General features: G+C 71.1%; 19 protein-coding genes and 1 pseudogene. 9 read left to right on the forward strand and 11 right to left on the reverse strand.

The window, feature by feature from the left end; genetic code table 11:
* Window positions 1–23 precede the first annotated feature (23 nt).
* Entirely contained in the window at window positions 24–326 is a 303-nt protein-coding gene (locus OO62_RS13660) for a hypothetical protein (protein ID WP_033267601.1), read from the reverse strand.
* A gap of 323 nt (window positions 327–649) precedes the next feature.
* Between OO62_RS13660 and OO62_RS40570 the strand changes: the two genes are divergently transcribed.
* Entirely contained in the window at window positions 650–1,048 is a 399-nt protein-coding gene (locus OO62_RS40570) for a hypothetical protein (RefSeq protein WP_241691878.1), read from the forward strand.
* Here OO62_RS40570 and OO62_RS40575 read toward each other — a convergent pair.
* Window positions 987–1,601 (reverse strand): CGNR zinc finger domain-containing protein, encoded by a 615-nt coding sequence (locus tag OO62_RS40575; RefSeq protein ID WP_033267603.1) that lies wholly within the window; start codon window positions 1,599–1,601, stop codon window positions 987–989. The genes OO62_RS40570 and OO62_RS40575 overlap by 62 nt on opposite strands.
* A 149-nt stretch (window positions 1,602–1,750) precedes the next feature.
* Here OO62_RS40575 and OO62_RS13675 point away from each other — a divergent pair, with 149 nt between their 5' ends.
* The gene (locus OO62_RS13675) at window positions 1,751–2,455 is read left to right on the forward strand and encodes a haloacid dehalogenase type II (protein ID WP_033267604.1); all 705 of its coding nucleotides are present in this window, start codon (window positions 1,751–1,753) and stop codon (window positions 2,453–2,455) included.
* A gap of 98 nt (window positions 2,456–2,553) precedes the next feature.
* Here OO62_RS13675 and OO62_RS13680 read toward each other — a convergent pair whose 3' ends face one another.
* Window positions 2,554–3,288 carry a Clp protease N-terminal domain-containing protein gene (locus OO62_RS13680; protein ID WP_033267605.1) on the reverse strand — a complete coding sequence of 245 codons (735 nt, stop codon included), beginning with the start codon at window positions 3,286–3,288 and terminating at the stop codon, window positions 2,554–2,556.
* A gap of 389 nt (window positions 3,289–3,677) precedes the next feature.
* Between OO62_RS13680 and OO62_RS13685 the strand changes: the two genes are divergently transcribed.
* On the forward strand, window positions 3,678–5,315 hold the full coding sequence (locus OO62_RS13685; RefSeq protein WP_033267606.1) for an APC family permease: 1,638 nt from the start codon (window positions 3,678–3,680) through the stop codon (window positions 5,313–5,315).
* A 317-nt stretch (window positions 5,316–5,632) separates the two neighbouring features.
* On the opposite strand, the gene OO62_RS13690 is transcribed toward OO62_RS13685, so the two are convergent.
* Both OO62_RS13690 and OO62_RS13695 read right to left on the reverse strand, forming a co-directional pair.
* Complete coding sequence (locus tag OO62_RS13690) at window positions 5,633–6,133, reverse strand: hypothetical protein (protein WP_051733127.1); 501 nt, start codon at window positions 6,131–6,133, stop codon at window positions 5,633–5,635.
* 412 nt (window positions 6,134–6,545) lie between these two features.
* Window positions 6,546–6,854 carry a hypothetical protein gene (locus tag OO62_RS13695; RefSeq protein WP_033267607.1) on the reverse strand — a complete coding sequence of 103 codons (309 nt, stop codon included), beginning with the start codon at window positions 6,852–6,854 and terminating at the stop codon, window positions 6,546–6,548.
* Between the two features lie 1,058 nt (window positions 6,855–7,912).
* Here OO62_RS13695 and OO62_RS13700 point away from each other — a divergent pair.
* The 3 genes from OO62_RS13700 (at window position 7,913) to OO62_RS13710 (ending at window position 11,634) form a co-directional block, all read left to right on the forward strand.
* Window positions 7,913–8,218, forward strand: a complete 306-nt coding sequence (locus tag OO62_RS13700; RefSeq protein ID WP_033267608.1) for a hypothetical protein — start codon at window positions 7,913–7,915, stop codon at window positions 8,216–8,218.
* Window positions 8,219–8,374: 156 nt separating this feature from the next.
* Window positions 8,375–10,474, forward strand: coding sequence for a bifunctional polysaccharide deacetylase/glycosyltransferase family 2 protein (locus tag OO62_RS13705; RefSeq protein WP_033267609.1), 2,100 nt, complete (start codon window positions 8,375–8,377; stop codon window positions 10,472–10,474).
* A 35-nt stretch (window positions 10,475–10,509) separates the two neighbouring features.
* Complete coding sequence (locus OO62_RS13710) at window positions 10,510–11,634, forward strand: LCP family protein (RefSeq protein WP_077194450.1); 1,125 nt, start codon at window positions 10,510–10,512, stop codon at window positions 11,632–11,634.
* 72 nt (window positions 11,635–11,706) lie between these two features.
* Here the strand turns inward: OO62_RS13710 and OO62_RS13715 are convergent, their stop codons facing one another.
* Entirely contained in the window at window positions 11,707–12,771 is a 1,065-nt protein-coding gene (locus OO62_RS13715) for an NAD(+)/NADH kinase (RefSeq protein WP_033267610.1), read from the reverse strand.
* Window positions 12,772–13,024: 253 nt separating this feature from the next.
* Window positions 13,025–13,510, reverse strand: a complete 486-nt coding sequence (locus OO62_RS13720) for a hypothetical protein (protein ID WP_033267611.1) — start codon at window positions 13,508–13,510, stop codon at window positions 13,025–13,027.
* Between the two features lie 437 nt (window positions 13,511–13,947).
* On the opposite strand from OO62_RS13720, the gene OO62_RS13725 reads away from it, so the two are divergent.
* On the forward strand, window positions 13,948–14,556 hold the full coding sequence (locus OO62_RS13725; protein ID WP_157850141.1) for a hypothetical protein: 609 nt from the start codon (window positions 13,948–13,950) through the stop codon (window positions 14,554–14,556).
* A 109-nt stretch (window positions 14,557–14,665) separates the two neighbouring features.
* Here OO62_RS13725 and OO62_RS13730 read toward each other — a convergent pair whose 3' ends face one another.
* Both OO62_RS13730 and OO62_RS41315 read right to left on the reverse strand, forming a co-directional pair.
* Window positions 14,666–14,947 carry a hypothetical protein gene (locus OO62_RS13730; RefSeq protein ID WP_033267613.1) on the reverse strand — a complete coding sequence of 94 codons (282 nt, stop codon included), beginning with the start codon at window positions 14,945–14,947 and terminating at the stop codon, window positions 14,666–14,668.
* A gap of 503 nt (window positions 14,948–15,450) precedes the next feature.
* Window positions 15,451–15,684: pseudogene (locus tag OO62_RS41315) on the reverse strand (chaplin); the annotation flags it as partial.
* A gap of 297 nt (window positions 15,685–15,981) precedes the next feature.
* Between OO62_RS41315 and OO62_RS13740 the strand changes: the two are divergent.
* Complete coding sequence (locus tag OO62_RS13740; RefSeq protein WP_051733132.1) at window positions 15,982–17,502, forward strand: alpha/beta hydrolase; 1,521 nt, start codon at window positions 15,982–15,984, stop codon at window positions 17,500–17,502.
* A gap of 354 nt (window positions 17,503–17,856) precedes the next feature.
* Complete coding sequence (bla, locus tag OO62_RS13745; protein ID WP_248782282.1) at window positions 17,857–18,789, forward strand: class A beta-lactamase; 933 nt, start codon at window positions 17,857–17,859, stop codon at window positions 18,787–18,789.
* Between the two features lie 76 nt (window positions 18,790–18,865).
* Here the strand turns inward: bla and OO62_RS13750 are convergent, their stop codons facing one another.
* Window positions 18,866–19,768, reverse strand: a complete 903-nt coding sequence (locus OO62_RS13750; protein ID WP_157850142.1) for a hypothetical protein — start codon at window positions 19,766–19,768, stop codon at window positions 18,866–18,868.
* A 119-nt stretch (window positions 19,769–19,887) separates the two neighbouring features.
* Window positions 19,888–20,178 carry a dihydrofolate reductase family protein gene (locus tag OO62_RS13755; RefSeq protein WP_078617158.1) on the reverse strand — a complete coding sequence of 97 codons (291 nt, stop codon included), beginning with the start codon at window positions 20,176–20,178 and terminating at the stop codon, window positions 19,888–19,890.
* Between the last annotated feature and the right edge of the window lie 236 nt (window positions 20,179–20,414).

Consider the following 20,414-nt stretch of genomic DNA (forward strand, 5'->3'; position numbering starts at 1 on the left):
CTGGGCTCCGGCAGGCGGGCCGGCTAGACGAGCCCCGTCTGCGACTTGCTGAAGAGCACGCCCTTCGAGTAGAAGAACACCGCGCTGCTGGTGCCGTCGGCGCCGTAGCAGGTCCAGGTGGCGGGGTAGCCGTCCCCGGGTTCGGACTCGTCCTCCTGCTGGCACGTGCTGGCGAACCGGAACAGGGTCTGCTGGCTGCTGCCGGCCTTGATCTGCTCGTATTCGGCGAGGGTCAGGGGATCGTTGGCGGCGGCGCTGCTCTCGTAGGCGACCGCGGCCGCGAGCAGGCAGAGGCTGCAGATGCCGGCTATTGCGCTCTTCTTCACGGGTGGGCTGTCCTTTGCGGGTGCGGACCCGCGGGTGATGTCCGTACACGTGGTGCACGACGGGCAGGAACGGCCGACAACCGGCCGGGACGCAGTCTATTTGGTGTGGACCCGTCATGCGGCGGCACCGCGGTGGGGGCCGTCGCGTGACAGCGCCCCGGTGGGGGCCGTCGCGTGACGGCACCGGGGGTAGTTGCGTCGGATGGCGGGGCCGGGTGCGTCTCCTGCGTCGAAGACGCCCATCGGCGCGGCCAGTTGGCGCGGGTGGGCCCGCCGTCCCCACCGGCCGGGGGACGCCATCGGCAGGCTCGTACAGTGGCGTGGTGGGCAATGTGTTCAAGGGCGGGGACCAGCGCCTCGACCTCAGCAACAGTGGCACCGAGGTCTTCGTCGACGTACTGACGCTGGCGGTCTCCGACCTCGCCGAGGACCCGTGGGACTACCGCTTTGCCGCGCTCCTGACCTTGCAGGACCAGAGCGTCATGGGGCGTGGGGCGGTCGGCTTCGACCTGGAGGACATCGATTGGGGCGCGACGCCGCACGAGCGCGCCCGAGCGAAGGGATTTGTGCTGCGGACGGCTGCCTCTTCTGCAGGTGAGGCGCCGGGGTCGGTGAGGTGGGGGCGACCCGACGTGAGCGCCGGTCGCTCGCTCAGGGGGCCTACCGGGCGCTGCGCCCGCCGTGCGGTGCGGCTTGACGGGCGCGGTGGTTGGCGACGTTGATGCGGTTGCCGCACAGGCCGGGCATGCAGTAGCGGCGGCGTCCGGGCCGGGTGGTGTCGATGAACACTCCCTTGCAGGCGGGAGCACCGCACGGGCGGAACCGCTGCTCGCCGAGGGTGTGTACGGCCCCGAGGATGCCGATGCCGCAGATCAACGAGAGGGCGTCGGCGACGGTTGCTCCGTCGCGGAGCGGGGCGGCCCAGCGTGTGCGGTTCCCGTGTGCGGGATCGGGAATCAGGGTGGCGCCCCGGGCGGGCGAGGTGAGCGTGGTGGCGCCGGCGACGAGGTGGTCGCGGTCGGGGTGGTCGATCAGGTCGCGCACGGTCCTCCGCAGTGCGTGGACCGCCTGAAGGTCGGCTGTGCGGCCGCGGCGGGCGAGTGCGGACAGCGCGCCGGCAACGTCGTCGTTTCCGCACAGGCCGCCGTGCAGATCGGTGAACGCGACGAGGGCGGCCAGGTCGGGCAGCTGGTCGTCGCCACGCCAGACTTCGGCGGTGGTGTTGACCAGCTCGGTCGCGACCCCCGCCGCCCAGACGTAATCATCCAACGCCACTTGCACCCGTTACCGCCCTCCCGCTAGGTTCGGTTAACGGCCACTTTAGCCCTTACATGTGCGGCGTCGGTGCGAAGCCGTCCCGGCGCCCTGGGCGAGGAGTGGTGACTGCCGCCCCCACCGACTGCCTCGTCCAGGAGACCCCTCCCATGTCAGAGTCAGAGATCGATGCCGTCGTGTTCGATGTACTCGGCACGCTCGTCGACGAACCCACCGGTATCCGCGCCGGGATGCGCGCACTCGCCCCGTCGCTCGACGCTCCCGGGATCGAGCGGTTGCTGTCCCTGTGGCAGCAGCACATCGAAGGCGAGCAGCGGCGCGTCCTCGACGGCGCCCGGCCGTACCTCGCCAGCGACGCCCTCGACCGGGAAGCGGCTCGGCTCGTCGCCGACGCGGCCGGGGTCGACGACCCGGCCGCCGTTGCGGCGATGGCCCTGGCGGGCCGCCGGCTCCCGCCGTGGCCCGACACCGTGGCCGGGCTCGCCCGGCTCGCCGAACGGTTCCCGCTGATCGGGCTCTCCAACGCGAGCCGGACGGCGCTGCTCGGCCTCAACGCCCACGCCGGACTGCGCTGGCACCAGGCCCTGTCCGCCGAAGACGCCCGGACCTACAAGCCGGACCCGGCGGTCTACCGGCTGGCCGTCACGGTCTCCGGACGACCGCCGGAGCGGCTGCTGATGGTCGCCGCCCACGCCTGGGACCTGCGCGCGGCACAGGGCCTCGGCCTGCGCACCGCCTACGTATCCCGCCCCGTCGGCGACCCGCCCACCTCCGCGGACCGGTTCGACCTGTACGCCGACGACCTGACCGACCTGGCTGACCAACTCGACAAGGCCGACGGCCTGTCCGGCTGATCACGCGGCTGGCGCGCCTCCGGCTCGTGCATGACCACCGTTTCCCACGGGCCGGGTGATCAGGGCGCGCCCCGGTCACCCGGCCCGTCGGACACTGCCTAGCCCTGCTGCTCCGTGCGGATCTGCTCCAGGGAAGCCGCGACATGGGCCTCCACGGTGGCCTTGTCGATGCCGGCGCCGGTGAGCAGGCCCGTGCCGTTCTCGTGCTCCAGCAGGGCCAGCAGGATGTGCTCGGTCCCGATGTAGTTGTGCCCCAGGCGCAGGGCTTCGCGGAACGTGAGCTCCAGAGCCTTCTTGGCATCCGCGTCGAACGGGACGAGGGCGGGCATCTCCTCCGCCGGTGCGGGCAGCGTCGCGGTGGCCGCCTCGCGGAGGGCGTCGAGGGTGACGTCCTGCGCGCGGATCGCCTTCGCCGCGAGGCCCTCGGGCTCGGCCAGCAGGCCGAGGACGAGGTGTGCGGTCCCGATCTCGCTGTTCTCCGCCGCTCGGGCTTCGTTCTGCGCGGTTACCACGACGTTCCTCGCGCGCGGCGTGTACCGGCTGAAGCCCTGGCTCGGATCGAGATCGGATTCGCCGGACGCCTTGGGTACGAACCGCTTCTGCGCGGCCTGGCGGGTGACGCCCATGCTCTTGCCGATGTCCGTCCAACTGGCGCCGGAGCGGCGCGCCTGGTCAACGAAGTGACCGATCAGGTGGTCGGCGACGTCTCCCAGGTGGTCGGCGGCGAGCACCGCGTCGGTGAGTTGGTCGAGGGCGTCGGTGTGGACCTTCTTGATGGCCTCGATCAGGTCGTCGAGGCGGATGGGCACGGTGGTGCCTGCTGGCTTCGTCATGTGACAACCGTAGGTTGACAGTCGGGGGAGTGTCAACCGGTGGTTGACAGTGGGTCCGGCCCGATCGGCGCTCGTGCTGTCACGGCGCTGCCGCCGGGGCGACTTCGCACCCCTCGGTCAATAGGGAATGACTCCGAAAGCTCAAATCTTCATCAAGTTGAATTTCTGTTGATAAGGTGCGGCCGGGTAGTTGAACCGTCACCGCCTGCCACCTGATCCGGCCTCTGGACCCTTCGAGTGTCACGTCCCGCCAAATGTCCACAATGGCCAGCCCTGAATTAGGTAAGGAATTCCGCGGAATATAACTATTCAGTCAACGCCACTGTGCAGGGCTCCGAATGCTCCCTACTCTGAGGCAACTTTTCGGCCAGTCCCTTGAAAGGCCAGCTATGGCAAGCGTTGACCAGATCGCGCCGTTGAAGGCACCCACACCAGGCTCACTCCGCAGGGACGTAGGACTCATCGGACTGATGTGGGCCTCCGTCGGCTCCATCATCGGATCGGGTTGGCTCTACGGAGCGCAGAAGGCCGTGGTCGTGGCCGGACCGGCCGCGATCATCTCCTGGAGCATCGGCGCCGTCGCGATCGTCCTCCTGGCCCTCGTGCACGCCGAACTCGGCGGTCTCTTCCCGGTGGCCGGCGGCACCGCGCGCTACCCGCACTACGCCTTCGGCGGCCTGGCCGGCATGTCCTTCGGCTGGTTCTCCTGGCTCCAGGCCGCGACCGTGGCTCCGATCGAGGTCGAGGCCATGATCGGCTACGCCGGCCACTGGTCCTGGGCCCAGGGACTCCTGAACACCAACGGCACCCTCACGACCAGCGGCTTCATCGTCGCCGTCGTCCTGATGGCGATCTTCGTCGCGGTGAACTTCCTCGGCGTGAAGGTGCTGGCGCACACCAACAGCGCGGCCACCTGGTGGAAGATCGCCGTACCCCTCGGGGCGATCTTCGTCATCGCGGCCACCAACTTCCACCCGCACAACTTCACCTCGCACGGCTTCGCGCCGTTCGGCGCCAAGGGCGTCCTCAGCGCCATCAGCACCAGCGGCATCATCTTCGCGCTGCTCGGCTTCGAGCAGGCCATCCAGCTCGCGGGGGAGAGCCGCAACCCCAAGCGTGACCTGCCCCGCGCCACCATCGGCTCCGTCGTGATCGGCGCGGTCATCTACACCCTCCTCCAGGTCGTCTACATCGGCGCACTGCCGCTGGCCTCCTTCGCGCACGGCTGGGCCAAGCTCAACTACGCGGGCATCAGCGGCCCCTGGGCCGGCCTGGCCACCGTCATCGGCCTGGGCTGGCTGGGCTGGGTGCTGTACGCCGACGCGATCGTGTCCCCCGGCGGCACCGGCCTGATCTACACGACCTCGACCTCGCGCATCTCCTACGGCCTGAGCAAGAACGGCTACGCCCCCCGGCTCTTCGAGAAGACGGACGGCCGCGGCGTGCCGTGGTTCGGCCTGATCATCTCGTTCGTGACCGGCGTCATCTGCTTCCTGCCGTTCCCGAGCTGGCAGGAGCTGGTCTCCTTCATCACCTCGGCCAGCGTCCTGATGTACGCCGGTGCCCCGCTGGCGTTCGGCGTCTTCCGCGACCGCCTGCCGAACCACGACCGCCCCTACCGCCTCCCCGGCGGCAACATCATCTCGCCGCTGTCCTTCGTCGTCGCGAGCCTGATCATCTACTGGGCCGGCTGGGAGACCCTCCAGCGGCTCGGCTGGGCCATCGTGATCGGATACGTGCTGCTCGGCAGCTACGCCTGGTACGCCACGAAGAAGCAGCTGCCCAACGCCCCCCGGCTGGACTGGAAGGCCGCCCGGTGGCTGCCGGTCTACCTGATCGGCATGGGCCTCATCGCCTGGCAGGGCGGCTTCGGCGGCCAGAACCACATCCCGCTGTGGTGGGACATGGCCCTCATCGCGGCGTTCTCCGTGGGCATCTACTACTGGGCCCGCGCCAGCGCCGTCGGCGCCGCGGCGATCGAGCAGAACATCGAGGAGGTCGCGGTCGTGGACGAGGGCGGTCACTGACCGGTTATCGCACGACCTGACGAACACCGAACAAGCCGATGGGTCCGGCCGGGAAAAACCGGCCGGACCCCTCGGCTTTTCCGTTCTCGCTCGTGCCCGGAATTCCGGATCATTGACCGTTGGCTTGATCGTTGGCCGCTGTTCCGCCTACGGGCCGGGTCTGCATTTCCGCATTGCCGGGCGGCGGGGGAGTGGTCCGTGGAGCGCGATGTCCCTTTCCGCGCAACGCACTTGGACGTACCTCGGGCGGACGTACTTCGGGCGGACGCACCTCACCGGATGTCGCCCCACGGGGTTTCACCCCACTCGTTCTGACGTCACAGGTAGGTGATGTCCCAGTGACTGCTCTCCCGGGCGTAAATATTGCCCGTGGAGGACTTGTACATGGGCGCGCCGTCGCCGCGCCGGCCGACGTACCGGAAGGCGTGCTTGATGTAGTTCGTGATGCAGCCGGTCGGACTGATGTCGACCTTGTAGCCGTTCCAGTGGCTGTACCGGCCGGGCGCGTGACCGGTCTCGGTGCCGCCGGTGATGGTCACCGCGCAGTGGCTGGCCCGCTTGAAGGTGATGATCCCGCTGACCGTCCCGGAATTGATGCGGCTGAAGGAGGTGCAGTGCCTGTTGTTCCGGTCCGAGCAGTGGCCGCTGGACGTCCAGCTGATGCCGGCCGCGCGCAGCTTGCCGGCGGCTTGAGCATGCGTCAGCTTCGTACCGCTGGCGGCCGCGGGGTCAGCGGTGACGAGCGGCGCGACCACCGCGAGCGCGGTCAGAGCGGCGGCCGCGAGGCCGGTCCGGGCGGGCAGACGTGGCGAGATCATCGGGTTCCCTTCGTGAGGACAGCGGTGACGGCGGTGCGGGGCGGCTCGGGCGGCTGCGCTTCCCGGCCCGACGGCACCTCGCCGGACCGGGTGGCACCGTCTGCCGCCCTCGCCGCACCGAGCATGTCGCCTCGGCCGCCGCTTGAAACACGCCGTCGCCCAGGAAGGGACCGGGTGGGACGTCGTAGGCCCTGAGCTGCTGGGATGCCCGGAGCGGTGCGGCGCGCCTGGGACGTACGACACGCCACCGGCGCGGGGACGCCGGGGCCCGGACACACCGAATGGGTGCGGCAACAGTCGTGTTGCCGCACCCATTCGCCGCAGTCGGCCCGAAGGCCGAGCCGTCAGCCGACGAGCGACGATCCCGGGCAGCGGCACGGAGGCCGGGCCGCTGTCCGGGATCGGACCCGCCCTAGCGCATCAGCGCGCCACCGCCGGTGTGCACGCCGCCGATCGGACGGTAGTCATGCCTGCGGTGGTGGTGCCTGCACCCGTAGAAGCGGTGGTGGCAGTGACGGTGGTGCCTGCACTCGCGGTGGCGCGACCACCCGTGGCCGTCACCGTCACCTCTCCCGTAACTGTCGCGGTCGTGGCCGATCGACGAGGAGCTGACGTCGGTGGCGCGGAGCTCGGCCACGGGCGAGGCGGACGCCGTGGGGGCGGCGACCGCGAGAAGCGCGGTCATGACCGCGGAGGCAAAGAGCGTACGGGCAGTGCGCACGGCAGATGTTCCTTTCAACTACTGCGAAGGCGACACAGCGTCGGCCTTCTGTATCGCAGAAGCGATATGCCTCACAGTCGGCCGTCGCGCACTGAAGCACCACTCGGGAGCGCCGCTCGGGAACGCGGAAATGCGCTCTCCGGGTGGTCTCGGCGCGAAATTGACTCTGTGGGGCGAACGGAGCGCTGCGCCCGGGTTTCGGCCGCACTCGGCACGCCACTTTTTTGACGCACCCTCCACCGGTGCGGCGCTGTGCCACCACGGCCGCGCCGCGCCGCACCGCACCGGATGTCCCGCTGGGAGCCGCCCCGGGCAGGTGCGGCGCGCCAGTCTCCTCGCTCCGCCTCCAGCGCCGCACGGGGACCACAGCTGCCGCACGACATCGTTATCCACGACCGCGTCGTCCCGGGCCTGTATCCCTCACCATGCGCCCGACGCGCCTTTTCTGACGCCGGAAAACCCTGAGGCCGGAAGTGGCGGAGTGAGCACCGAGTCCGGCGTCACCGGTTCAAGGGCGGGCGTTCGCACCCCCGGATCGTGGACCGCGCCGCGCGCCGGCCGCGGAGCTTCGGCCTCGGTGCCGTCCTCGTCCCCGGTAGCGCGCGATCGCCCCTCGCCCCCGCTCCACCCGCGTCCGGAAAACGGCCCCTATTGAGCAGTGCAATTGCCTCACGCTATCGCCCGGCGGCGTGAGTTACTTCACAGTAGGCATTGGTGGATGAAGGCACCGAAGGGCTCGCGGAGCGGTGGTCCGGCCCGAAGTGGCCCATCGGCAGGCGTAAATACGCACGTTGGCGCGTGAGAGCGCACGGAAGGGGTAGGAGAGCGGCCCTGGTTACGCGGCTCATTGTTTCCGCAGTCGGTCCGGGACGTTAATGGCAGGAAGCTGCCCGATCTTTCTGTTCTCCTTCCCGGGCATCTGGTTACACTCACCCCCCATGCGAACCGCTTCCCCCCACAGCATTCGCCCCGGTAAGACGCGCAATAGTCCCGTATTTGTCGACACTTCAGGCAGGCGTCGACGCTTCCTGGGACGCGCGGCGTTGACCGTAGGGTGCATGTGCACCGGATATCTCGTCCTCCTCGTCGTCGTGTTCGGCGGCCTCCTGCAACCGGGCCCCCAACCGGCGCCGGGACAGGCCGACCCACTCCCGGACCCCGCCGGGCACCACGCACCCGCAGGCCCGGACGACCCCCGCCGACCCGGGCCGTCCGAGGAGCCGTCCGGCGCCGCCGGCTCGGCCGTGCCCGCAGGCCGGCACTCCTCCCGGGCCCCCGGCCCCGCCGATACCGACCCCGGCCACAGCGCCCCCACCCGCAGAGCCTCTGCCGACGCCGGCCCCGCCGACGCCCCCGCCCCGTGAGATCCGCTGACGGACCGGTGAACTCCGCCCGCCGGGCGCGATAGCTCCCCGGTACCGCCCGCGGCGTTTGTCCGCCCGCGCTCGACGCCATGCCGTACGGGCGCGGGCGGACGACGCCGCGCACGTGGCACGAATCCTCGACAGAAAGGGCCCACTGTGGCGTTGTCGGAACAGGGGCGGCACGCACTGCGTCACCCCCCACGCTGGCACTGGTTACTGCTGCTGCTGATCCTCCCCATAGTCGCCGTCTCGCTCCTCTTCGAAGGCTGGACCACCCACGAGGTCGACGGCGCCCGCACGCGCCGGGCCTGCACCAGCCCCATACCCCGGTCGGCGGACAACGGGGCCCCGGTGCTCCGTGTCACCGGTGACGGCGCCGAAACCGTGCAGATGCCGCACCGGACCGCCGCGCTGACCTTCGACGGGGGACCCGACCCCGTATGGACCCCGCGCCTCCTCGACCTGCTGCGCGCGCACCACGCACACGCCACCTTCTTCCTCTACGGAACCCAGGCGGCGCGTCACCCGGACCTGGTCCGCCGGATCCACGACGAGGGCCACGAGATCGGCTCGTACACCTACACCGGAGGGGACCTGGGCAGCGCCTCACCGGTCCGCTCCCAGCTGGAACTCTCCCTCACCCAGACCGCCCTGGCCGGCGCGGCATCCGTCAACACCCGGCTGCTGCGCCTGCCGCACACCACCACCGCCGACACGATGTGCGGGGCCGAATGGTCGGCCGCACGACGCGCCTCCGACGACGGCTACCTCCTCGTCGCCGCCACCGCCCGCTCCCGCAAGCCCCCGCTGGGCGTCGTACGGCAGTACAGCCACAGCGCCCTGGGCTACCAGGAGGCGACGAAGCTGCTCGACGATCCCGAGGTGGGCCGCTTCACCACCGTCACGAGCGGCCTCGGGCGACCCTCGCTCACCACGCCGGCGTCCCTGCTCCAGCGCCTCCAGGGCAACGCCCTGATCTGGACGCAATCCCTCGGGCACCGCTTCGCGCGCTCGATGACCTGGGCGCTGGGCATCGCGGGCGGCCTCGGCATCCTCCGGCTCGTACTCCTCGCCGGCCTCGCCCGCGTGCATGTGCGGCGCCAGCGCAGGCACCGGTCCGGGGCGCCCTGGCTCCGCGAGGTGAACGACCCGGTCACGGTGCTGGTCCCGGCGCACAACGAAGAGGCGGGCGTCGAGGCCACCTTGCGCTCACTGCTCGCCTCCACCCACCGCGACCTGCAGATCATCGTCATCGACGACGGCTCGACGGACCGGACCGCGGAGATCGCCCGCGGGGTCGGCGATCCACGGGTGACCGTGGTGCAACAGCCCAACTCCGGAAAGCCCGGGGCCCTCGGCACGGGTTTGAGCTACGCGCGTTGCGACATCATCGTCATGATCGACGCCGACACGGTCTTCGAGCCGGACGCCCTCCACCGGCTCATCCAGCCCCTCGCCGACCCGACCATCGGCGCGGTCAGCGGGAACACCAAGGTGGGCAACCGGAGCCGCCTGCTGGGCAAATGGCAGCACCTGGAGTACGTCCTCGGCTTCAACCTGGACCGCCGGATGTTCGAGGTGCTCGAATGCATGCCGACGGTGCCCGGAGCCATCGGCGCCTTCCGCCGGGACGCGCTGACGGCCATCGGCGGCATCAGCGACGACACCCTCGCCGAGGACACCGACCTCACCATGGCGCTGTGGCGGGTGGGCCGGCGCGTCGTCTACGAGGAGCGGGCCGTCGCCTGGACCGAAGTCCCCAGTACCTTCAGCCAGTTGTGGCGACAGCGCTACCGCTGGTGCTACGGCACGCTCCAGTCGATGTGGAAGCACCGCCACGCCGTCTTCGAGGTCGGACCGGCCGGCCGCTTCGGCCGCCGCGGGCTGACCTACCTCGCGCTGTTCCAGATCGTCCTGCCGCTGTTCGCGCCGGTCGTCGACGTCTTCGCCCTGTACGGCGTGTGCTTCGGCGACACCGGGCAGGCCGTCGGGGTCTGGCTGGCCTTCCTCGCCGTCCAGTTGGTCACCGCGGCGTACGCACTGCGGCTGGACCACGAGAGACTGCGCGACCTGTGGGCCCTGCCCCTCCAGCTGTTCGTCTACCGGCAGCTGCTGTACCTCGTGGTCATCCAGTCCGTGGTCACCGCCCTGCTCGGCACCCGACTGAAATGGCACCGCATGCACCGCTCCGGCACCGCCAACCAGCATCTGCTCCGGGAGCCCGCCCCGCAGCCGACCGGCCTGGCGTCGAAGTGACCGGGCAGATCGAAAGGACCGAGGAGAGTGAAGCAATGAACGACCCGCGCGGCCCGCGGGCCGGTGCGCCGGGACCGGGACTGCCGGCCGGCCACGAGGCGACCGGACCCGGCGCGGGCGAGGCTTCCGCCGGTCGTGCCACGGGCCCCCGGAGCCACCGTTCGCGGCGGAAACGGCCGCTGCGGCGGCTCGCCGTGACGCTGCTCGTCCTGCTCCTGGGCATCCCCGCCGGGGCCTTCGCCTGGGCCGACGGCAAGCTCAACAGCACGGTCGACCTCGGTGGCACGCCGGAGGAGCGCCACCGGAGCGGCAAGGGCACCAACTACCTCCTCGTCGGCTCCGACAGCAGGGCCGGGCTGACCGACCGGGAGAAGCACGAACTGCACACCGGATCGGCCGGTGGCCGCCGTACGGACTCGATGATCCTGCTGCACACCGGCGCGGGCGGCACCACGATGGTGAGCCTGCCGCGGGACTCGTGGCTGACCGTCCCGGCGCACACCAGCCCCATGACCGGGAAGCGCCACGCCCCGGAGAAGAACAAACTGAACGCCGCGTTCGCGCTCGGCGGTCCGAAGATGCTGGTGAACACCATCGAACACAACACCGGCCTGACCATCGACCACTACGTGGAGGTCGGCTTCGCCGGCTTCGTGAATCTCGTCGACGCGGTCGGCGGCGTCCCGATGTGCCTGGAGCGGGATCTGAAGGACGAGAAGTCGGGCGCCGACCTCAAGAAGGGCTGTCAGACCCTCGACGGCACCGCGGCGCTCGCCTTCGTCCGTCAGCGCCACCAGGAGAAGGCGGGCGACCTGGGGCGTACCCGCAACCAGCAGAAGTTCCTCTCCGCCCTCGCCCACCGGGCGGGCACACCGGGCACGCTGCTCGACCCGATCGCGCTGTACTCCGTGCTCGACGCCGGACTGGAGACACTCGTGGTCGACCGGGACACCGGTCTGCTGGATCTCAGCCGGCTGTTCGAGGCGGTCCGCGGGGTCACCGCCGGGCACGGCAAGCAGCTCAACGTCCCGGTGGCCGGCATCGGAGTGCCCACCTCCAAGGGCAGCGCGGTGCTCTGGGACCGGGCGCGGGCGGCGCAGCTGTTCAGCGCCCTCCACGACGACCGCCCGGTGCCCGTACAGGACGGACGGCACCGGTGAGGGCGGCAGGCACCGGAAAGGCCGGCCGGCGCCGGTGCGGACGGTCGGTGCGGGTGGCGGAGACGGCGGGGATCAGTCGGCGTCGACGACCAGCGGCGGCAGGCGCAGATGCGCGAGATCGTCGGGGGCCCGGGTCGTGTGCGGCCACAGCGGCGTGACGGCGGCGTCGGCCGCGGCGGGGGCGTCGGTCAGCCGCATCCGCTCCCGCAGCCTGCCGTAGAAGTCGGTCGGCGTGAGCCGCGCGACGCGCAGCCGCTGCGGCGCCGCGTAGACGCCGATCCAGTCACCCGGATCCAGGACGCCGCGCAGCTGGCCGTCCACGCTCACCGCGGCGCGGCCGGAGCGCTCCAGGACGCGCAGGGCGACCGCCTCGTCGGGGGCGACCACCACCGAGCGGTTGAAGGTCATGTGCGGGGCGACGGGCGTGAAGACGAGGGCGTCGGCCGCCGGCGAGATGACCGGGCCGCCGGCGGCGAAGCTGTAGGCGGTGGACCCGGTGGGCGTGGCGACCAGCACGGCGTCGGCGGAGTACGAGGCGAGCAGCCGGCCCCCGAGGTAGACCCCGAGGGAGACCTGCCGGTCGCGCGCCAGCTTCTCCACGGTGATGTCGTTGAGTGCCGTCACATTCAGCGCCACCCCCCAGTCCTGGGCGACGGCGCACTCGGGGCGCACCAGGGGAGGGGGGAGTGCCGGCCCCCGCCCGTAGCGCAGCAGGGCCTCCATCCCCTCAGGGAGCTCCAGCGGCCGGGACGCCCGCATCGTCAGCATCATGCGGCTCTCCACCCCCACCTGCCCGCGGTGGACGGTGTCCAGCGCCCTTTCGACGTCGTCGGCCGGGACCTCGGTCAGGAAGCCGAGGGTCCCCAGGTCCACCCCGAGGACCAGCGCGTCGTTCTGCGCGGCCAGGCGCGCCCCGCGGAGGAAGGTGCCGTCGCCGCCGAGGGTGACGATCAGGTCGGGGTCGCCGGCGGCCTCGACCTCCTCCCGTGCGTCCCGGCGCTGCTCCTCCTGGCTCCACACGTCGATGGCGCAGCAGCCGACGCCCTGACGCCTGCACCACCTCCGAACGACCTCGGCAGCCGTCACGGCGGTGGCCCGCCCCTCGTGGACGACCAGGCCCACCCGTTGCACGCTCACCCAGCGTCCTCTCCCTCGGGCGGACCGTCCGCGCCGGTCCGACGGGGTACGAACCGGACCGGACCGCATCAGACCGGATCGGACCGGAACGATGAATGCGCCCAGTATGGAGGTATTCGGCCGTATTTCGGGGCACCGGGAAGCGGTCGCGTCGCGCCTGGGGACGGCCGCCCCGCGTGGCCGGTCCGCGCCGGACGGCTCCCCCCCCGGCGCGAACCGGCCCGCTGACGCCCGGCCGCCGGCCGGGCCGGGCTCAGCCCTGGTGGTAGACGGTGACCGGCCAGCCGGCCTTCCAGTTGCCGTCGCCGTACTGCAGGTTGACCGAACACCGGCCGGTGTCGCCGTCGCAGTTCAGGCTGTTCGCCGGTACGGGAGCCGCGAGCCGCGCCCCGTCGGCGGACCGGAGCGCCTGGTGGAAGACGTTGGCGGGCCAGCTGGCCCGCCACCTCCCGTCGCCGAACTGCAGGCCGGCCACACACTGTCCGGTGTCGCCGTCACAGGACAGGCTCGTCGCCGGCACGGGAGCGCGGTACGCGGACCGGACCGCCTGGTGGTAGACGTTCGCGCTCCAGCCGGCCTTCCAGTTGTTGTCGCCGAAGCGGAGGCTGGCCGTGCACGTGAAGGTGTCGCCATCGCAGTGGAGCGCGGTCACGGGAACCGGGGCGGCCGAGGCCGGAGCGGCCCCGCCGATTCCCAGGGCCCCGAGGGCGGCGCAGATGCCGGCGATGGTGCGTCGCATAGCCGTGTCCTTCCGTCATGGGCGCGAGCGCGCCCGGTCACGGAGAAGGATTTGCTGATTTCCGACGGCACCACGCCCGCATATGCCCGCCTTCACGGGAAGGCGTGAGCGCCCGTACTGGCGACCGGAATCGCACCGCCGCCGTCCGGAAGCGCGGGTGGTGAACAGCGTGTTCGTGGTGTTCCGAGGCTCCTGGAGGGGGCGCACAGGGCCCTGGCCCGACACTCGTGGACCGTGCCACGGGCACAAGTCCCCTTTGCTCGTGCGGTGTCGGCGACCCGGCACTGCCCCGCGCGCCGGCGCGGCGGATCAGCCGGCAGCCCCGGTGGGTAGCCTCCCAGGTTCGCCACCCTGCCGGGCACCGCCCGGTCCCGTCCCCTCCTCGGGCGGAACCTATGATCAACCGTTCCGTCAGTGGCGATAACGGGGAGACGACAGTGAGTCCCAAGAACTGGATACGTACGGCAGCAACGGTGGCGCTGGTGGTCTTCGCGGCCAGCGCCTGCGGGCAGGACGACCCGCCGCTGACCAAGGGCACGCCGGTGCCCAGCCCGAAGGCCGCGGTGCAGAAGAATGCGCTGCCGCGTCACGAGCCCAGCGCCAACGCCCCGGCGCTGGACCAGATCAAGTACAACCTGGAGCGACGGGTGCTGGCGATGGGCGGCATGATTGACCGGCCGACGAGCAGCACCTGCGACACCGGCAAGGTCAGTGACCAGCCGCAGACCTTCACGTGCACGGTGTCGTACCTGGGCGTCCAGGTGCCCTTCCGCGTGGAGACGAAGGGCGGCTCGTTCATGGTGCAGTACACCGCCACACCGACCAAGGGCGGCGTGATCACCCGGGAAGGCGTGCAGGCCCGGGCGTGGAAGGAGTACGGCGTCTACGGCGGGAAGACGCGCGACTCCCTGCGCTGCGACGAGGTTCCGACCGTACGTCTCGTCCCCGTGGACAAGCCCAGCGGGTACCGCTGCTACGTCGGTGAAGGCGGCCTGGCGGGCACTTACGACGTGATCATCGGCAGCAACGGCATGCGTCTGCACTAGGACTCGGCCGCCGGGGAAACGGGACGGGCCCGGAGCTGCTGCTCCGGGCCCGCCCGTGGTCATTCCCCGTTGAACGATCCGGTTTCGGGGCCCGGATCGCGTGTGCGGATCAGCGGTTGGTCCACAGGACCCACTGAAGGGAGCCGTTGGCGCACTGGAATTCCTCCCAGTGGTGCCGCTGGACCCCGTCCTGCCCCGCTTCCACGCAGCCGCCGTGGGTCCAGTACTTGCCACGCAGTACCCAACCGGGAGGTGCGTCGGCGGCGTTGTCCTGGTCGGCGACCTGGTGCGGTGCCCGGGCGGGGGCGGCGGATGCCTGGGTGGCTCCCAGGCCCACGGTCCCCACGAGCGCCGCGGCCGCCAGAAGACCGGCTGCGATTCGGTTGCGCATCTTTCTCAGCTCCCCGTGTTGTCGGCTGCCTTGCAGCTGTCGCTTGCCTTGCACCCTTCACACGTGCGGGGAGCCGTCCTTGTATGACACCGGACCGTGTGACGTGCATCACATGAATGCGTGAACGCCCGCCACTGGCCGGCCGGTTCGCGCCCGGCACGACCGGATACGCGAAGCGAGCCCGTGCGAAAGCCCGGGGCCGGGCCGCCTCCTCCGGTGAAGGTGGAAGGGCTGTTGGTTCGAACGGCCCGGCCCCGGGCCTTGGTGGTGCGGGTGTTCAGTAGCTGTACCGGGAGGCGCCTTGGTCGCCGGCGCCCCCCGGGGCAGGTCCCGTGTTACGCCATGCCGCCGCCGCCGGTGTGCACGCCACCGGCCGGCTTGTGGTGCTTCTTCTTGTGGTGGTGCTTCTTCTTGACGATCTTGACGACCTTGACGTGGCGGTGCTTGACGTGGACGTGCTTGACCACGCTGTGACGGACGATCACCCGGCGCTCGATGTGGCCGTTGATGCAGGTGTTACCGAAGGCCGGGTTCAGCAGGCCCACGATGTTCACGGTGTTGCCGCACACGTTGAGCGGAATGTGGACCGGGATCTGAATCACATTGCCCGACACCACTCCCGGCGAACCGGCCGTTCCGCCGGCTGCACCGGCGTCTGCGACCGCGGTTGAACTGCCGGCCAGGGCAGTGCTTGCCGCGATGGCGGCCATAGCGGTCACCCGCGTGATTCGTGACATAACAAACTCCCGATCGATCCAAGCGGCTCACTGCCGCTTCCTGTACGTACCTCCCATCGGCAGATACGGCCACATAGTGAGGGAATTGGCGAGGTTTTCACTCTTTCAGGGTGGAATCGCGACGCGAAGGCGGTTTGAAGCCGCTGTGAGTCGGTTGCTGTGCCGCGTCGTTGCGTCTCAACGACGACGCACTGTGCCGACTCGGACAGTGACGCGGGCGACCCGGGGGACAGCACCACCTCGACCCTCGTGCCTGCCGGATGGGCACCGGGCCACCCGCTCAACAATCCTTCAACCATGACGACTTCTCCCCGCCGGGCCTGGGTGCTCGCCCTCTCCGCAACGGTCCTGGCCGGCTCGCTGGCCATACCGACGATTCCCGCCGCAGCCACGGCTGCCACACCGTCCTCCGGTCTCAACTGGCGCTCCTGCGAGAAGCCGGGAGGTCCCGCCGGACAGGAGTGCGCCGAGCTGTCCGTACCGCTCGACTACCGCGCCCCGCACGGCCGGCAACTCACCCTCGCCGTCTCCCGCGTGCGCAGCGACCGGCCCGCGGCACGACGGGGCACGCTCCTGCTGATCCCCGGCGGACCGGGCGGATCAGGACTGGGCGAGCTCCAGCAGAAAGGCACCGCGCTGCGCGGACAGATGGCGGGGGCGTACGACCTCGTCAGCTTCGACCCGCGGGGCGTCGGCGGCAGCACGACGGCGAACTGCCGTCTCCGCGCGGACGACCGGGACCTGGTGGGGATGCGCTCCTGGCCGGACGCGGACGGCGCCATCACGGAGAACGTCACCCGGTCCCGCCGGATCGCCGAGGCGTGCGACCGCCACGGCGGCCCCGTGCTCAGGAGCATGTCGACGGCGAACGAGGTGCGCGACATCGACCGCCTCCGGCAGGCGTTGGGCGAGGACCGGCTGTCGGCCTGGGGCGTCTCGTACGGTACCTATGTGGGCGCCGTTTACGCCCAGAAGTACCCCGCGCGCACGGACCGCTGGGTGCTGGACAGCAGTGGCGACCCCGACCCGGAGCGCGTCGAAAGGGGCTGGCTGGCGAACATGGCGAGGGGCGCGGACGACCGGTTCCCCGACTTCGCGGCCTGGGCCGCGGACCCGTCGCGGGCCAAGGGGCAGCGGCTGGCCGAACACCCCGAGGACGTACGGCCGTTGTTCCTCCGGCTGGCGGCCGAACTGGACCAGAAGCCCAAGGAATCCACCACCCCTGGCTTCCCGCTGACCGGCAACCGGCTGCGCCAGGCCCTTCAGATGGCCCTCTACGACGACAGTTCGTTCCCGCAGCTCGCGCAACTCATCCAGGCGGCCCGGCAACCGGACGGCCACCCCGCCCTTCCCGCGGCCCTCGCCCGGCCGCTGCCGCAGGCCGACGCGGCGGCCACCATAGCGACGATCTGCAACGACGCGCGCTGGCCGACCGCGATCCCGCCGTACCGCCGCGCGGTCGCCCTCGACCGGGCCCGCCACCCGCTCACGGCCGGAATGCCGGCGAACGTCGCGGCCTGCACCTTCTGGAAGGACGCCCCCGCCGACAAGCCCACCCGGATCACCGCCGACGGACCGTCCACCATCCTGATGGTGCAGAACCTCCGTGACCCCTCCACGCCGTACGCCGGCGCCCTGAAGATGCGGCAGGCCCTCGGCGACCGGGCCCGCCTCGTCACGGTCGGCCACGGCGGGCACGGCGTCTATCTGGACAACGGCAACGCGTGCAGCGACCGTACGGTCACCACGTTCCTCACCACCGGCAAGCGTCCGCAGCGGGACGTCCACTGCGCCGACGGCACCCGGAACGCGGGCTGACCGAGCACCAGCTGGTGGGCACGCACGACGAAGGGCCCCTGCCTCGGGAGAGGCAGGGGCCCTTGTGTGGAGCGCCCGGCAGGTCTTGCACCTGCATTTCCCGCCGGCTGGCGGACGTCTTTCCTTGGACCACAGACGCGTGACTCCGGGGGAGCCGCGAGGCGTTCACCGAAGTTGCATCATGATCATACAACATCCGCGGCGGCCCGGAACCCGCGTGACGGACGGCCGGCCGCCGCCGCACGAGCTGACCCCGCGGCACGCGCAACCAGGGTGCTTCCTGCGACGTCGTACACGGGCAGTACGGCAGTACGAGTACGGCAGCACCACGGCACCACAGGAAGGCAGAAGAGCGTGACGTCGAGCAAGGACGAGGTCGTGAGGTCGAGCAGGGACGCGTCGCGCCGGGTGGTGCTCGCCGGGGGACTCGGGGCGGCACTGACCGCAGTCGCGGTGCCGACGGCCGCGCACGCGTCCGCGCCGGGCGATCAGGCGGTGCGGAAGCTGCGCGACCTGGAGCGGCGGCACGGCACTCGTCTCGGGGTCTTCGGATGGAACACGGTGACCGGCCGGACGGTGCTCCACCAGGCGAACGAGCGCTTCCCCCTGTGTTCCACCTCCAAGACGATGGCCATCGGGGCCGTCCTGCGGGACCTCGACCACGACGGCACGTTCCTCTCCAAGGTCATTCACTACACGCAGCAGGACATCGACCGGGCCGGAGCCGCGCCCGTCACCGGTCTCCCGCAGAACCTCGCCCACGGAATGACCGTCGCGGACCTGTGCGGCGCGGCCGTGTCGTACAGCGACAACACCGCGATGAATCTCCTGCTGGCGGAGCTCGGCGGCCCGGCGGCCGTCACGCGCTTCTGCCGGTCCCTCGGCGATACCGTGACCCGGCTCGACCGCTGCGAGCCGGAGCTGAACTCGGCGGAACCGTGGCGCGTCACGGACACGACCACGCCCCGCGCGATCGGCAAGACCTACGCGCGGCTCGCCCTCGGGAACGCCCTGGACAGGGCGGACCGCACCCGACTGACCGGGTGGCTGCTGGCCAACACCACCGGCGGCAAGCGGCTGCGGGCCGGCCTCCCCGAGGGCTGGACCGTCGGCGACAAGACCGGTACCGGTCGCTACGGGACCACGAACGACGTGGGCATCGCCTGGCCCCCCGGCCAAGGACCGATCGTGATGGCCGTGCTGTCCACCCGGCCCGAGCCCGACGCCGAGGCGGACGACGCCGTGATCGCCGAAACCGCTGCCCTCCTGGCACCGGCCCTGACCTAGCGGGAAGCGCTGGGGCGACCCCCGCCGGCCGCCGTTCCGGAGAACACCCGGCGAGCCCAAAGGCTTACCGGCGGGGTCACTGCCGCATCGGCAGGCTGACGAGGGCGGCGAGCTCCGCGTCCGTCGCGGGCCGGAGCGTCGACAGGATGTGCCGGGCCGCGGGCAGCCCGGCCCCGCTGCCCCGCAGGGTCACGGTGTGGACCAGTCCGGCGCGGCGCAGGCGCAGTTCCTGCCGGGCGTAGTCGCCTTCGTACGAGACGAGTTGGCGGCCCGCGCCGTCGTCCGCGCAGTGAATCCTCTCGCCGAACGGGACGGGGCAACCGCGCGCGTCGGTACGCCGGGTGTCGTGGCCCTCGCGCTCCACGGAGAGGTGCAGCTCCGGCGAACCAGGCCGTTCGTAGCCGGCGCCGAACCCGTCCTCGCTCGCTCCGCCGACCCGCAGCGTGTAGCCGGCGGGCGGATCACCGACGCGTAGCAGGGCGCGGTCCACACCGTTGGCGCTGAGCCATTCCTGGAGGGTGGGCGGCTGGGCGGCACTCCAGGAGACGTAGCAGCCCACGGCCGCGAGCACGACCGTGACGCCGAGTGTGGTCAGCCGGGTCCGCGCCCCCGGAAGGAAGAAGGCGGCGGCGAGCGCGGCGCAGACGCCGCCGCACGGGTACAGCAGAAGGCCGCTGCTCAAGCCGCGGTCGCGCGGACTCACGAGGATGATGCAGAGGGGGCCGGCCGTGCCCGCCGCGTACACGGTGACCGCCCATCCCCACAGTCCGCGCGCCCGGCGGGTGAGCGGCACGAAGGCGCGGGCGGAGGTCCCGAGGCCGGCGAAGAGGCTCACCGCGAGGGGCGGTCCGACGACGAGGACGGTGGCGAGCGCCGCTGTGCCCGAGAGGAGCCCGAGCACCACGGCCTGGAACTGGAGCGCGGTCAGCGCGCAGCCGACGTACCACACCGCTCCAAGATGGGCGACCGTGCGACCCACTGCGATTTTCCGGACCATACTCCGTGATCACGCGCGCCCGGCCGGCGCGGTTCCGGACCGCCGGCACAGGCCCGTGAGGAGAGGCCACGACCGTGCACGCCTTCGCCGCGGCGGCACTGTCAGCGGCGGACCAGACGGGCATGGGTGGCGGCCGGGGAACTGACCATCTCCGCGACCCGGTAGCCCTCGATGCCCTCTGCCACGTGATCGAGCAGGCGCTCACCCCTGCCGACCAGCAGCGGGACGATGGCCAGGTGCAGTTCGTCGACCAGCCCGGCGCGCACGTACTGCTGGATGGTCGCCGGCCCGCCACCGAGGCGTACGTCCTTGCCGTCCGCCGCGTCGAAGGCCCGCCGCAGCACCGTCCCGAGGGGCTCGTCGGTGAAGTGGAACGTGGTGCCGCCCGCCATCGGCAAGGACGCCCGTGGATGTAAGCGGCCCGATCGACAGCGCCTGCCGACATCTTTCCGTGACCGGGGCCCGGGCCGGCCGGAAAACCAGCAGAATCCTGGCCTGCGTGCGTGCTAGCTTGTGCCGGCTCGGGTGAGCGTTCGATCCGCTGATCCATGTCGATGACGAGGAAGAAAGGGAGGTGGGGCTGATGACCGCGCTCAAGGCCACTGCGCCGAGCAGCGCCCGGACCGCC

It is taken from the genome of Streptomyces lydicus, assembly GCF_000717345.1.
Classification (GTDB): Bacteria; Actinomycetota; Actinomycetes; order Streptomycetales; family Streptomycetaceae; genus Streptomyces; species Streptomyces lydicus.

Excerpts from the sequence above, each read along its gene's own strand:
- OO62_RS13675 (WP_033267604.1), top strand. The coding sequence starts at position 1,751 with ATGTCAGAGTCAGAGATCGATGCCGTCGTGTTCGATGTACTCGGCACG.
- OO62_RS13680 (WP_033267605.1), bottom strand. The coding sequence starts at position 3,288 with ATGACGAAGCCAGCAGGCACCACCGTGCCCATCCGCCTCGACGACCTG.
- OO62_RS13685 (WP_033267606.1), top strand. The coding sequence starts at position 3,678 with ATGGCAAGCGTTGACCAGATCGCGCCGTTGAAGGCACCCACACCAGGC.
- OO62_RS13690 (WP_051733127.1), bottom strand. The coding sequence starts at position 6,133 with ATGATCTCGCCACGTCTGCCCGCCCGGACCGGCCTCGCGGCCGCCGCT.
- OO62_RS13700 (WP_033267608.1), top strand. The coding sequence starts at position 7,913 with ATGTGCACCGGATATCTCGTCCTCCTCGTCGTCGTGTTCGGCGGCCTC.
- OO62_RS13710 (WP_077194450.1), top strand. The coding sequence starts at position 10,510 with ATGAACGACCCGCGCGGCCCGCGGGCCGGTGCGCCGGGACCGGGACTG.
- OO62_RS13720 (WP_033267611.1), bottom strand. The coding sequence starts at position 13,510 with ATGCGACGCACCATCGCCGGCATCTGCGCCGCCCTCGGGGCCCTGGGA.
- OO62_RS13730 (WP_033267613.1), bottom strand. The coding sequence starts at position 14,947 with ATGCGCAACCGAATCGCAGCCGGTCTTCTGGCGGCCGCGGCGCTCGTG.
- OO62_RS13740 (WP_051733132.1), top strand. The coding sequence starts at position 15,982 with ATGACGACTTCTCCCCGCCGGGCCTGGGTGCTCGCCCTCTCCGCAACG.
- OO62_RS13755 (WP_078617158.1), bottom strand. The coding sequence starts at position 20,178 with ATGGCGGGCGGCACCACGTTCCACTTCACCGACGAGCCCCTCGGGACG.